Origin of the sequence: Pseudarthrobacter sp. J47, assembly GCF_049810315.1 — a bacterium.
Classification (GTDB): domain Bacteria; phylum Actinomycetota; class Actinomycetes; order Actinomycetales; family Micrococcaceae; genus Arthrobacter.
Window position 1 is genome coordinate 735283 of record NZ_CP187358.1, and the last position, 12498, is coordinate 747780.

Genomic DNA, 12498 nt, shown 5'->3' on the forward strand with positions numbered 1-12498 from the left:
GCTTCCCTACCTTGCCGCGCTCATATTAGGCTGCGTGTCCCAAGCGCCGGGGCGCGGAATGCCGAAGTGGTCGCGCAGTGTGGCGCCCTCATATTCCTCGCGGAAGTAGCCGCGGGACTGAAGCTCCGGAACGAGGAGGTCCAGGATCAGCGACTGGCCACCGGGGACAAAAGGTGAATTCAGGTTGAATCCGTCACAGGCGCCCGAATCAAACCAATCGATCATGATGTCTGCGATCTTCGACGGCGTACCCGTCACCCAGTGATGGCCATGGCCACGGGCATTCTCAACGATGAGCTCCCGGATGGAATATCCCTTGTCCACTGCGAGTGAGCGGAACACTTCGTACCGGCTCCGGCTCTCGATCTTGGGCCCAACAAACATCGACTCAGGAATATGGTCATCCAGATCGAATTGGGACAGATCCATTTCCAGGCGGGTGGCCACGAACCGGCGCCCGGCGTCCATGTTCACGTGGTCAGCAAGGGTGTTCTGCAGTTCGATCGCTTCCTTCTCCGTCTCAGCCACGATCGGGACGATGCCCGGAATGACCTTGACGTGCCCGGGACTGCGGCCGGCGGCCGCTACACGCTGCTTGAAGGCGTTGTAGAACTCGATGGCAGGAGCCTTGTGGGGTTGCGTCGTGTAGATGGCATCCGCCCATTTGGCGCCGACCGTCATGCCCGCTTCGGATGAGCCAGCCTGAACCATGACGGGGCGCCCCTGGGGCGACCGGGGCATGTTGATGGGCCCTTCGACGGAGAAGAATTCGCCCCGGTGGTTGAGGGCCCGAATCTTCTTGTGGTCAGCCCACACGCCATTCTTGCGATCGTTCAGGACCGCGTCGTCGCTCCAGCTGTCCCACAGCTCGGTGGCGACCTGAACAAATTCGTCTGCCATGCGGTAGCGCTCTTCACCTGACGGCATGGTGTCGAATCCAAAGTTGCGCTCGCCTGTGCTGGACGTGACGATATTCCATCCGGCGCGGCCGCCACTCAAGGAGTCAAGGCCGCTGAACTGGCGGGCCACGGCGAAGGGTGGCAGGAAAGTGGTGGAAGCCGTCCCGATCAACCCGATCCGATTGGTGACGGCGGCCAAAGCCGAGAGCGTGCTGATGGGCTCGTAGTGGCCGGAGACTGTGGGGTCGGAGCCGGGGACCTTTCCCGCAGAGGCGATGTCACCCAGGAAGAGGGCATCCAGTTTGGCTGCCTCCGCTTTCTTGGCCATGTCGGCAACAAGGCTGAGCTGGCCCCATTCCTCGGCCCGGCTCCCTTCCATGCGCCAGCTGTCGTAGTGGTAGCCAGCTGTAATGAGGAACATGGTCAGGGCCATCTGCCGCTTTGGCTGTGTTGCAGACATATGTTCAGTCCTTTCTGCTGGAAATGGCGGGGAGAGGAGTGCATCGTTGCAGCCCGGCGATCTCATGCCATTTCATATTGAGATTGTTTCTTTTTACCACGGTCTACGTTGGCTGACAATGCTATTCCGAGTGCTCGGGGAGGGGCATAGGTCGTCAGTGCTCCAGCCAGCCTGAATGTGCGAGCAGGAAACGGTTGCATTATTAGATGATCTGGATTCAGAATGGTATAGGTCACAAGCACACTGAAAGGAACATCCGATGTCAAGCTCTCAAACATCCGGGAACGTTGAGCAGGTTCTTGCGGACCAAGCCGTTTTCCGCTCCGTGGTGGGCCACTTTGCCAGCGGCGTCACTGTCATCTCCACGCAGGTTGACGGGAAGACGGGGGGCTCTACGGCGTCGGCAGTGTCCTCGCTGTCAATGGATCCCCCGATGATGTTGATGTGCCTCAATCAATCCAGCCACACGCATGACATGGTTCAAGCGGCCGGTGGTTTCGCCGTCAACATTCTGGCGGAGGGCCAGGAGGCCGTTGCGATGCAGTTCGCCAGAAAGGGCGAGGACAAGTTTGAGGGAGTGGCACACCATGACTCGCTCGGAATGCCGGTCGTTGATGGAGCATTGGCGACCATCGTGTGCCGGACCGTGGAGACCGTGCGCGGGGGAACCCACACGGTATTCCTGGCTGAGGTTCTTGGGGCAACCGAACATCCGGGGCTTCCCCTTACCTATTTCCGTGGCAAGTTTGGGCGTTTGGACAGGTCCGATGAGAACGGAACCTACGAAAAGGTTCGAAGCTGGGTTCTCAGCCGCAGTGCACCGGTGGGGACGGCTGTGGACATGCAGGAACTGGCCGAGGAACTTGGCGGGCAGCAGGAACATGTCCGCAACGCACTGATCCGCTTGGGCGCGGAGCGCCTCGTGACGCGTGTAGGCGATGGTGCCTACGCCGTGGCATTGCTTCCGGTGGAGACGATCCAACGGTTGCTTGAGGTGCGCACAGGCTTGGCGATGGGAATCATTGAAGCGCACTCCAGCAAGATTGTGCCGGCCCACATAGCTGCGATGAGGGCTCACCTGGGGACGCTGGATTCCTTGCGGATCGACGGCGCCCTGGTTGAGTATCTGGTGGAGTGCGACGCGTTTTATGCCGACGTGGCCAAGATTGCTGGATCCTTGCCGCTGAGCAACGCGAACTACCGCTACAGCATTTCCCAGGTATGGGGGACTGCCACCATCACCGGATGGGCTGATCTCTGCGGACATTCATATCTTCGTGACATCGTCGACGCACTGGAGCTGGGGGATGCAGCCTCGGCCACCGACGCTGTTGCTGCACATGGGAGGGCACTTGGCGGACTTGCCGGTCGAATCACCAAAGGTGTGGGACTGTAGCAACGGTTTCGGCGGGACGCGCACGGTAAAGGCGCGTCCCGCCCAGATGTCACTTCTTGAGCGTGAGCTCAATGATCTCCTGGATGTACGGGGCAATGACCTTCTGGCTGATGCGAAGATCCGCCACGAAGGTTCCCTGTGCTCCCTTGCCGATCCAGGCTTCGAGTTCCGTGAGGTCCTCAAGGGTATTGATGACGGCGGATGAAGCGCCGAACCCTCGGGCAACGGTGGCAAAATCCACTTGGTCGATCTGCATGATGGCCTGGGACAGGCCCTGGGAACCATACTGGTGTACTTCAGCACCGTAAGCGGCGTCGTTGAAAACAAGAACGATGGCTGAGTTTGCTGCGCGGATGAGTGAATCGAGGTCGGGCAGCCCCATGAGCCCGCCACCGTCCCCCACAACAACCACGATGGTGTCATCGGGGCGGGCTATTGCCGCTCCGGTCGCGGAGGGCAGCCCCAATCCGATGGATTGGAAGATGGTACCTACCAGTGTTATGGAGTCCGGGCGTGGCAGATCAAGATAGGTGTTGGCCCAACCAATGAAGTGGCCGCCGTCGGACACCAACTGCCGGTTGGCGGGCAGGATCGTGTTGAGTCGGCGCATGAGTGGGCGCGGGTCAAGGCGGCCGTCGGGCCCGAACTCTTCGCCCTCCTCCCGGTCTAGGTGGGTCCGGGAACCGGCTGCTTCCTCGGCCTGCCCCGCCCAGCGGGGTCCATCGTGGTGCGGAACCATATCGAGCAGCGCAGTAGCGGCAACCCGGGCATCAGACATCAGGGACAGGTCAACCCGCGGGTTGGTCGGGCCATTAATCAGATTGACCTGGACCACGGTGGCCTCGGGATCAAAGGCATGGCCGAAGCTGGTGGTGAACTGGTTCAGGCTTGCCCCGACAGCAAAAATAACGTCCGCCTGGCGAATGAGCCGGGCAGAAGCTTCTGATGCGAAGCCACCGCAGACTCCGAGGTCATAGGAGCGGCCCGCAAAGATTCCGTGGGCGGGTGCCGAAGCAACGGTCAGGGCCCCGACTGCGTCCGCGAGTGATCCCAGCGACTCGGCGGCTTCCCGGGCGCCACGGCCGGCGAGAACCAGCGGACGTTGGGCGTTGGCCAGGAGATCCGCTACACGCTTCAGGTCCTCGATGGGGGCTGCCGGTGGGGCAGGGAGGGGTGGAAGCGCCGTACTTGTGAGGACTTCCGCAGTGTCAGCGGATGCGACGTCATAGGGGATGGCAAGGACTGCCGGCCGCCGCTCGGCAAGTGCCCAATGGATGGCTTCGAGGGTTGTGGCGCCCGGAGTGTCCACCGTTGCGGTAAACGTGCGGACGCCTGCGATGGCTGCCATCGCCGACTGGTCGACGTCCCAGGGGCGAAGGCCGGTGGTGGGGGCATCGCCTACCACTACCAGGAGCGGGGTCCTTGACTGTGCGGCCTCAATTAGGGACGTGATGGTGTTCGTGTAGCCGGGACCGTACGTCGTCGTCGCGACGGCGAGCTTGCGTGTGATGCGATGGTAGGCATCTGCGGACGCGACGGCGGCAGCTTCGTGACGGAGCGCCACTACGCGTAAGGGGCTGCGGGAGAGAGCGTCCACAAAGTACGCGTTGCCGTTGCCCATGAGGGCAAACACCTCTTCCACGTGGTCAACGAGAACTTCGGCGATCCGGGTGGAGACAGTTGTCATGGTTCCCTCTTTCGTGAATGGAGCATTCAAGCTTGTGGCGGCGCGTCTCCGGTGGATTATTGGTCCCCGCCTTGGAAGGCAAGCTCCTTGAGGTACTTCAGGATGAAAGTCCGCTCAGAGTCCGTCAGGGGCGCAAGCGTGAGGTTCTCACGTTCCTGCACGATCTTCCGGGCGCGGGCATAGAGTTCCCGGCCTCGATCGGTTGCGTAGATGGCATTGAGCCTTCGGTCTTTGGAGTGCGCCCTGCGTTCAATCAGGCCTGATTCCTCCAGGTCATCCATGACGTAAACGAGCTGACGGGCGTCCAAAGTCAGGAAGCCGGCCAGTTCGCGTTGGGAGGGACCAATCCCAGTACACGCCAGGGACAGTGCCGAGTATGTCCTGGCGTTCAGGCCCAACTCCTCCAGCCACTTGTCCGTATCCATCATGGTCCTCATGCGGGCGCGCAGCTTGACCAGCACAAACCAGAAGTCGTTGGCCAGGTCTGCTTCCGCTAGGGACTGTGGCGTGGGCACGTTGTCAACGTTCTCGGCGGAATCTGGTTTTGTCATTTCGCCATTGTCCCATCGATTAGTCCTGTAATGCAATCATCCGTAGTAGGACCGTTTCATTTTTTCTCAACCGCACCTTTGCCTGAACCTCGGGTCTTCGATGGGCAGAAGATCGTTTCGTTATGAAATTATCCAGAACTCGTACCTTGACAAATACGGATGGTGTCCTCAGGCTATTGATAGGCGTTTACCTATGACGAACGTCACAAACACCGTTCATGAATGAATGAGGCCCACAATGGCAATCGCAGCTACTTCCATTTTGTCCCGCCGGTCAACGCGGACCTGGGGCACAGCAGTCCTGGCAATGGTCCTTCTCGCAGGCACCGCCGCCTGCAGTGCCCCTGCCGGTCAGCCCGATGCACAAAGCAGTGACTCGGTGAAGACCATCCGCGTGGGGGCGTCCGCGTCACTCACCAGCACCTCCCTGCACCTCGGTTTGTCTGAGGGCATTTTCGAGGACGCGGGCCTCGAGGTAGAGATCACGCCCATCACCTCCCTCTCCGAGGGCCTCACCCAGGTCATGTCGGGCAGCCTCGACTACGCGTTTGGTGACGTCCACAATACGATTCTCGCCCAGAGCCAGGGCATGCCGGTCGCAGTGGCGGCCCCCGTCGTCGTAGGTGCCGAGAAGAAGGCCGACGACACTGTTGGTTTCGGAAACCTGCTGGTACTGAAGTCCGGACCGATCAAATCCGCCGCAGACATGAACGGAAAGACGATCGGCACCAGCAGCCTCAACGGCACCGGGCGGTTGGACATCGAGACGATGTTGAAGGAAGAGGGTGTGGACACCTCGACTCTGAACTGGGTTGCGATTCCAGGGCCGCAGCAAATGGCTGCCCTGCGCCAGGGACAGATCGATGCCGCTACCATTCCGGAGCCAACAGCCACCAAGTCCATTGAAGAGGGCGACGTCATTTCCATCATTGCCAGCGATGCTGCCCTTCCAGGTGCACCGCTGTATGGCATGGTGGCCAAGAAGGAATGGATTGCGGCGAACATGGACACGGCTGAGACGTTCCAGTCCGCGCTCCTCGAGGCGAACACGAAGGCCAACTCCGATCGCGAAGCGGCGGACAAAGCCATCGCCACCTTCACTGATCTCCCGGCCGATCTGATCGGCAAACTGCACCTGCCGCTCTTCGCGGAGGACGAATTTGAGGCGGACGACGCCAGGTCCACCGTCGACCGGATGGTTGATTTTGGACTCCTGAAGCAGGAAGAAGTTCCGGACCTGGGCGGTCTTTTCATCCAGTACTAGCGCCGGATCGGGTCCTGAGACCTGGAACCCCATCACTGTCATTGGAGATCAGCACGTGACTAAAAGTCTCAAATACCTCGTCCCCGTCGGGGGACTGGGTGGAGGGTTCACTGAAGAACACTTCACAGCCGCATTAACCGCAGACCTCGACTTCATCGCCGTGGACTCGGGATCAACCGACGGCGGCCCAAGCGCCCTCGGGCAGGACCACTTCCTGACGTCCCGGGGTGCAATGAAACGGGACCTCAGGCTGCTCATCAAGGCCACCCGCCAATTGGATATTCCCCTGCTGGTCGGCTCCAGCGGAGGCAGCGGAGGCAACAAGAACCTTGAGGGTGTCTGGGAGATAGTCCGGGAGATCGCTGAGGAGGAAAAGCTCAGTTTCAGGACCGCGCTGATACCGTCCGAACCGGACCGCGCCACGTTGGTCCGCAAGTTCCGCGAAGGCCGCATCAAGCCACTGCGGCCGGCTCCGCCCATCAATGAATCCACCCTGACCGACACTCATCGGATTGTGGCGATGATGGGCCCGGAGCCCTTCATCGAAGCTCTGCAGGGCGGGGCCGACGTGGTGTTGGGCGGACGATCCAGTGATGCAGCTTTTATCGCGGCGGTGCCCCTGATGCGGGGCATGAGTCCGGGCCCGGCCTGGCATGCGGCCAAAATCATGGAGTGTGGCGGCGCCGCCGTCACACAGATGGTCAAGCCCGAGGGAATGATCTGCACGCTGACGGATGAATATTTCGAGTTGGAACCGGTCAGCCCGGAACAGTCGTGTTCTCCCCTCAGCGTCGCAGCCCATGCCCTGTACGAGACGTCCAATCCGGTGGTTATGGTGGAACCCGGCGGAATCATGAACCTGAAGGAGGCCCGCTACGAAGCAGTGTCGGACCGGGCCGTCCGGGTGTGGGGCAGCCGGTTCGACGCCGCCCCGTACACCGTGAAGCTGGAGGGCGCGGCGCTGCAGGGATACCGTTCGGCGTCGCTCGGCGGCATTACGGACCCGACGATCCTGCGGGACTTCGACAAATGGTTCGAGGCAGCCAAAGGCGGCGCGGATTTCACGCTCCGCAGGGGTCTCGGCGACGAGCTGGCGGACCAGTGCAGCGTGACATACCGGGTCTACGGCCGCAATGCGGTGCTGGGCGCGAACGAAACACGGGAGTTCGGAAATGACCATGAGGCCGGCGTGCTCATTGACGTGCTGGCGCCCACCCAGGAGATGGCGAACTCAGCCATCAAGACGCTCAGCCACACGATCCTGCACTACGCGGTACCTCAGTGGCACGGGCTTGTATCCAACCTGGCTTTCCCGTTCTCGCCGCATGACTTCGATCTTGGACCGAGCTACAGCTTTGTGCTGAACCACGTCGTGGAGCTGGATGACCCCATGGAACTTTACTCAATCAGATATGAGGAGGTGTAGACATGGCAACGCTTGGCTCCCTTGCCCGTCTGATCCGCAGTAAGAATGCAGGCCCGTGGATGCTGACGATTGACATCATGCTGCCGGACCGGAGCACTTTCCAGCGGGTGGTCAACGCCCAGGTACTGGACAAGGCGCTCATTGGCAGGCTGTTCGGGATCTCGCCGGAGGACGCGGAAATTTACCATTACGCTCCGGCGAACGCGATAAAGGTCAGTTTTCCCCGCGACGTGCCCAATGGCCATCCGCTGGACAGGGACCTCTTTGGCGGCCAGCAATTTGCCGCGTTGGTGGACCTGGATATCCCGGATGTCCCCCAGGACAGCGATGTTGTGGCCGGAAGCGCCGCAGGACGGTGACCGCTCAGATGGACTCCCAGACTCCGGTTGCCAAAGCCGACACTTCAAGCCCGGTAGGTTCCTCGAAACGACAAGGAAAAGTGCGCGACAGGGCGCTTCAGCTGGGCGTAGTTGTCGCGTTCTTCGTGTGTTGGTATCTCTTCTCTCTGACGTCCATGGCGGGCAAGGCGGGCATGCCTAAACCTGTTGAGACTGTCCTCGAGCTGGTTCGGCTGGGCGGAACTGCAGAATTCTGGGCATCGGTGGGGGACACCTTCCTTGCCTGGATGCTGGCGTTCCTGATCTCCACCGTCGTTGGCATTCCTGTGGGACTCATCCTCGGACGCAGTCCCCGAGCGGCGGTCAGCACCCATTTCCTTATTGACTTTCTTCGGACAATTCCAGCCATTGCGCTGATTCCGCTTGCCCTTCTGGTGCTGGGGCCCAGCTTTGCCATGGTCGTGGTCGTCGCAGCCATGGCCGGTATCTGGCCCGTCCTCATCCAGTCCATCTACGCCGGGCGGCAGCTGGACCCGCTGCTTTTCCAGGTGTCGAGGTCCTTCCGGCTGACACGCCTGGATCGGCTGAGGTTTGTCCTGGCCCCGGACATCATGGCGTTCGTGTGGCCGGGCATCCGCCTGGCTGTCACTGCTGCGCTGCTCGTTACCGTTGCGGCCCAGCTGATCGGCGGGGCTCCCGGCGTGGGCACCTCCATCCAGAACGCCCTGCTCAGCGAGCGCCCGGTCACGATGTTCGCTTATGTCATTGCCTCTGCCTTGTTGGGGCTGCTTATAAACGCGGCGCTCGTATGGCTGCAGGAAAAGCTGCTGTGGTGGCATCCGTCCGTGAGAGGAAAGAACCGATGAGTGCAAACCCGCAAACGGGGCGCCGCAACAGCGGCAAGTACTGGAAGAAAGTCGTTTGGTACTCATGGTTGCCGGTACTGGTGCTGGCTGCAGCGTGGTTGATCTCAGCCAACAGCACGGCGTTTTACTTTCCGCCGGCGCAGACGGTGTTCGCCAAGACCGCGGATATCTGGTTTTTTGATGGCATCATCTCTGACATGCTGCCCAGTCTGGGGCGCCTGGTCCTTGGCTTCACCCTTGCAGTCGTCATCGGCGTGTTGTTGGGGCTGCTCCTCGGACGTTTCAAGACTGCCGAGGTCGCAGCGCGGCCCATTACCGAGGTGGTCCGGGCAATGCCAGGTGTAGCTCTTTTGCCCATTGCCATGATGTTCTTCGGCACAGGTGAAGCCATGAAGCTTGTCATGATCATCTTCATCTCCATGTGGCCGATCGTCCTGAACACGATCGAGGGTGTCCGGTCCATCGAGCCCACGCTTCACTCTGTGAGGGCGTCATTCAGGTTGAAGCCCATGGACAACTTCCGGTTTGTCTTTCTGCCCGCTGCGATGCCCCAAGTGTTTGCCGGCGCCCGGACGTCCCTTGCGATCTCTGTAGCAGTGATGGTGGCAGTGGAAATGTTTGGAACGCCGGGTGGGCTCGGCTACTTCATCCGTAACGCGCAGCAGACGTTCAGGATCATCGATATGTGGACGGGCCTGCTCGTCCTGGGAATTTTTGGATATTTGCTCAACGTAGGATTCCGCACCCTAGAAGGCAGGGTCCTGCGCTGGCATCACAACATGGTTAAGCACCAGCAGGGAGGATCGTCATGATCACCGAAGAGACCGATTTGCGGCCTGAGGCAGGCACCCGGACGATCCTGGAGATACGGGACCTTTCCTTCTCGTACGGACAAAAGCAGATCCTGAGCCACCTGTCGGCGGACATTCGTGCGGGGGAGTTCCTGTGCATCGTGGGCCCGTCCGGAGCAGGAAAAACGACGCTTCTGCAGTGCCTGGCCGGGCTTCGCCGGCCAACGAAGGGCGGCGTTTTCCTGAAGGGTTCAGAGGTGGTGGAACCGCCTGCTGAAATGGCCGTCGTGTTCCAGGACTATTCACGGTCCCTGATGCCATGGCTGACTGCGCGCGATAACATTACGCTCCCGTTGAGGTCTGCCGGGATTCCCCGTAAGGAGCGCAACGCCCGAGCTGAACAGGCGCTCAAGGAAGTGGGCCTGGAAGGGTCCGGGGCGATGTACCCGTGGGAGCTTTCCGGCGGCATGCAGCAGCGCGTGGCCATTGCCCGCGCCCTAGCCTACAAGCCGAGTGTTGTCATCATGGATGAGCCATTCGCCTCCGTCGATGCCCAGACGCGCGCAGACCTTGAGGACCTGACTCTCCAGGTCAAGGAGCACCTCGGCATCACCATTGTCCTGGTTACTCACGACATCGACGAAGCTGTTTATCTTTCGGACCGGGTCCTTGTCCTATCCGGCAAACCCGCCAGCGTCGCGGACATCATTTCCGTGGATCTGGGCACAGAACGGGATCAGATTTCAACGAAGGAAAGGCCGGAATTCGGTGGACTCAGGTCCCAGATCTACCGGCTGATCCGCAGGGTTCAGGACGAACCCAAGTAGCAGTGCACCAAAAGGCAAGGGTACGACGGCGGGAGGTTGCCGCCGTCGTACCCTCACCTCTTGCTTTGTGTGACCGGGAGTTCACCCGGCAGAAACCCGAACACCCACCACTGTTCTCCCGCGGCTGAAAGTCTTTTCAGGCACCCCAACCCGAGGAGAACCTGTGTTGCTGAAAAGCGCCATCACCGCCCTGGTGGCCGCCACGTCGCTGGCCGGAATTGCCGTCCCCGCGACGGCGGCACCCGCCGATTCGCCCGACCTTGGCCAGCCCCTGGCCCAGGCTCACGCCCACAACGACTACGAGCACGACCGTCCGCTGTTTGACGCACTGGAACACGGCTTCACCAGCGTCGAGGCTGACGTGTGGCTGGTGGACGGCGAACTGCTGGTGGCCCACGACCGCCAGGACGTCCAGCCCGGCGTCACCCTGGAGAGCCTGTACCTTGATCCCCTCGATGAACTGGTGCGCCAGCAGGGACACAGCGTCTACCCGCAGTGGGACGGCAGTCTGCAGCTGCTAATCGACATCAAGAGCGACGCCGAAAGCACTTACGCGGCGATCGAGCAGGAACTCGGCGAGCACCCCGCCATCATGAGCCGCTACAGCAACGGCACCACCAAAACCGGCCCGGTCACCGCTGTTGTCAGCGGCAACCGGCCGCTCGCCACCATGCAGGCGATGGACAAGCGGTTCGCGTTCTACGACGGACGCTCCGGGGACCTCGCGTCGGGAATGCCCGCCGGGCTCATGCCCCTGGTCAGTGACAACTGGACGAGGCTGTTCACCTGGCAGGGCGTTGGCCCCATGCCGGAAGCCGAGCGCGCCAGGCTGCACACGTACGTGGCAGAGGCGCACGCCGCCGGCTACCGCGTCCGTTTCTGGGCTACTCCGGACCAGGCCGGTCCCGCCCGCGATGCCGTGTGGACCGAGCTGCACCAGGCCGGAGTGGACCACATCAACACCGACGATCTCGCGGCGCTGCAGCAGTTCCTCAGCGCCCAGCCCTCCACCACCGAGGCCGCCACCTCCAGCGCCAGCGCCGCTGACGGTCAGGCCTTCACCTTCGGCGTCATCGGCGACATCCCCTACGGCGCGGCCGAAATCGCCAAGTTCCCGTCCCGCATCCAGGACATCAACGCGGATGAAACGCTGAAGTTCGTCAGCCACGTGGGCGACATCAAGAACGGCTCCACCGTCTGCTCGGACGAATACTTCGCCATGATCCGCTCCCAGTTCGACACCTTCGAGCACCCTCTGGTGTTCACCCCGGGCGACAACGAATGGGTGGACTGCCACCGCACCAACAACGGTGCGTACAACCCGCTGGAGCGGCTGGACACCCTGCGCGCGATGTTCTTCAACGAACCTGGCAAAACGCTCGGGGAGAACATGCCGGTCAAGACCCAGGAGAGCCTCGGCCTGCCGGAGAACGTCCGCTTCACCCAGAACAGGGTGGCTTTCTCCGTGGTGAACATCCAGGGCAGCAACAACTCCCGCCAGCCGTGGACCGGCCTGGGCGAAACGGCCCCCACGGCTGAGCAGCTGGCTGAGGTGGAGCACCGTACGGACGCAGCCCTGGCCCAGATCCGTGAAACCTTCGCCGACGCCGAACGCCGCAACGACCGTGCCGTGGTGCTGATGACGCAGGCGGACATGTTCGATCCTTCGCAGCTCGCTGCGGCCACCGCCAACCCGGAAGCCGTCTCAGGATTCCGGGAGATCGTGGCCGCCATCGTCGAAGAGACCAACGGCTTCGACCGCCCCGTCTACCTCATCAACGGCGACAGCCACGTCTTCGCCGAGGACCAGCCGCTGGCAGAAGGCTCGCCGTGGCTGGAAATCTACGGCCAGCCCGCAGCGGATGACCTTCAGCGCATCACCGTGGACGGCTCCGCCAACGCCACGAACTACGTCCGGTTCGCTGTGTCCGGCAACAGCGCACGCGGCGCCGACGTCCTGAGCTGGGAAAAGGTTCCGTTCAGCGGATAGGCA

At 61.6% G+C, this 12498-nt stretch carries 10 protein-coding genes and 1 pseudogene; 8 read left to right on the forward strand and 3 right to left on the reverse strand.

Translation table 11 applies throughout. From position 1 onward, the window contains the following. Positions 1-6: 6 nt before the first annotated feature. The gene (locus ACPJW8_RS03390) at positions 7-1359 is read right to left on the reverse strand and encodes an LLM class flavin-dependent oxidoreductase (RefSeq protein ID WP_330188265.1); all 1353 of its coding nucleotides are present in this window, start codon (positions 1357-1359) and stop codon (positions 7-9) included. A gap of 259 nt (positions 1360-1618) precedes the next feature. Between ACPJW8_RS03390 and ACPJW8_RS03395 the strand changes: the two genes are divergently transcribed. Continuing rightward, the gene (locus ACPJW8_RS03395) at positions 1619-2755 is read left to right on the forward strand and encodes a flavin reductase (RefSeq protein ID WP_330188266.1); all 1137 of its coding nucleotides are present in this window, start codon (positions 1619-1621) and stop codon (positions 2753-2755) included. A gap of 49 nt (positions 2756-2804) precedes the next feature. Here the strand turns inward: ACPJW8_RS03395 and ACPJW8_RS03400 are convergent, their stop codons facing one another. Both ACPJW8_RS03400 and ACPJW8_RS03405 read right to left on the reverse strand, forming a co-directional pair. Further along, the gene (locus ACPJW8_RS03400) at positions 2805-4442 is read right to left on the reverse strand and encodes a thiamine pyrophosphate-binding protein (protein WP_330188267.1); all 1638 of its coding nucleotides are present in this window, start codon (positions 4440-4442) and stop codon (positions 2805-2807) included. Between the two features lie 56 nt (positions 4443-4498). After that, on the reverse strand, positions 4499-4993 hold the full coding sequence (locus ACPJW8_RS03405) for a MarR family winged helix-turn-helix transcriptional regulator (protein WP_330188268.1): 495 nt from the start codon (positions 4991-4993) through the stop codon (positions 4499-4501). A 238-nt stretch (positions 4994-5231) separates the two neighbouring features. On the opposite strand from ACPJW8_RS03405, the gene ACPJW8_RS03410 reads away from it, so the two are divergent. The 7 genes and pseudogenes from ACPJW8_RS03410 to ACPJW8_RS03440 all read left to right on the forward strand — a co-directional run. After that, a complete protein-coding gene (locus ACPJW8_RS03410; protein ID WP_330188269.1) occupies positions 5232-6257 on the forward strand; it encodes an ABC transporter substrate-binding protein in 1026 nt (341 codons plus the stop codon). A gap of 55 nt (positions 6258-6312) precedes the next feature. Then, complete coding sequence (locus tag ACPJW8_RS03415) at positions 6313-7683, forward strand: acyclic terpene utilization AtuA family protein (protein ID WP_330188270.1); 1371 nt, start codon at positions 6313-6315, stop codon at positions 7681-7683. Between the two features lie 2 nt (positions 7684-7685). Then, the gene (locus ACPJW8_RS03420; RefSeq protein WP_330188271.1) at positions 7686-8042 is read left to right on the forward strand and encodes a DUF4387 domain-containing protein; all 357 of its coding nucleotides are present in this window, start codon (positions 7686-7688) and stop codon (positions 8040-8042) included. A gap of 173 nt (positions 8043-8215) precedes the next feature. Then, the gene (locus ACPJW8_RS03425; protein ID WP_330188272.1) at positions 8216-8887 is read left to right on the forward strand and encodes an ABC transporter permease; all 672 of its coding nucleotides are present in this window, start codon (positions 8216-8218) and stop codon (positions 8885-8887) included. After that, positions 8851-9699 (forward strand): ABC transporter permease, encoded by an 849-nt coding sequence (locus ACPJW8_RS03430; RefSeq protein ID WP_330188273.1) that lies wholly within the window; start codon positions 8851-8853, stop codon positions 9697-9699. The genes ACPJW8_RS03425 and ACPJW8_RS03430 overlap by 37 nt, the downstream gene beginning before the upstream one ends. After that, positions 9696-10505, forward strand: coding sequence for an ABC transporter ATP-binding protein (locus ACPJW8_RS03435; protein ID WP_330188274.1), 810 nt, complete (start codon positions 9696-9698; stop codon positions 10503-10505). Before ACPJW8_RS03430 ends, ACPJW8_RS03435 begins: the two co-directional genes overlap by 4 nt. Positions 10506-10668: 163 nt before the next feature. Beyond that, positions 10669-11508 (forward strand): annotated as a pseudogene (locus ACPJW8_RS03440) (phosphatidylinositol-specific phospholipase C/glycerophosphodiester phosphodiesterase family protein); the annotation flags it as partial. Positions 11509-12498: the final 990 nt, after the last annotated feature.